The organism is Vibrio sp. 1978 (assembly GCF_033344345.1).
This window is the reverse complement of the sequence record NZ_JAWPOP010000453.1, coordinates 1-704: the sequence shown is the minus strand read 5'-3', so window position 1 is coordinate 704 and position 704 is coordinate 1. Positions and strand designations below refer to the sequence as shown.

Below are 704 nucleotides of genomic sequence, written 5' to 3'. Positions count from 1 at the left end.
TGAAAGTGAAAATCATCGCACGTGCTTTCGACCGCGGTCATGGTTACTTGTTACGTCAAGCTGGCGCAGATGTGATTGAATCGGAAACTTATCACTCGGCACTGGAAATGGGTGGACATGCCATGAAAGCGTTGGGCATTCACCCATTCTTTGTTGAACAGCAAAAAGACACTTACAAGCGCGTAGAAGCTCGTAAATCTGAAATGTTATATCAAGCGTGGGAAGACGATTCGGAAGGTGAGCGCTTCGATAACAACTTCCGCGAGCTATTCATCCAGCTCGAAGAGAAAATGGCGGAAGAGATGCGCAAAGATCGTCACGATAAGTTATCGCGTTCTGAACGTGGCTGGACGCCACCGCCAAAAGGTTACGCTGAAAACTTTGACGGTGAAAACGTGCAAGATATTACGCCACCAAAAGAAGAAGCGATTTAACGCCAAAACAGAAATACAAAAACCTCCCACCCTTGGGAGGTTTTTTTGTCGGTTGTACGTCAGCACGCCGCCCTAAATCACCACCGTGACTTTCATCCATAATGAAAGTTACATGAGGTCATTCATCAAAATCTCATACTCTTCATTCGCTTCTTCAACTAAATGAGAAAGCTCTAACGCATCAGTAACTGCAAGATTGAACTGCCACGGGGTTGCGTCTTCTTTGCCACACCTTCGAGTTTCACACCCACGACTTTCAAAAGATAAATC

General features: G+C 45.6%; 1 pseudogene. It reads left to right on the top strand.

The window, feature by feature from the left end:
- Nucleotides 1-434, top strand: a pseudogene (locus R8N49_RS27185) (potassium transporter); the annotation flags it as partial.
- Nucleotides 435-704: the final 270 nt, after the last annotated feature.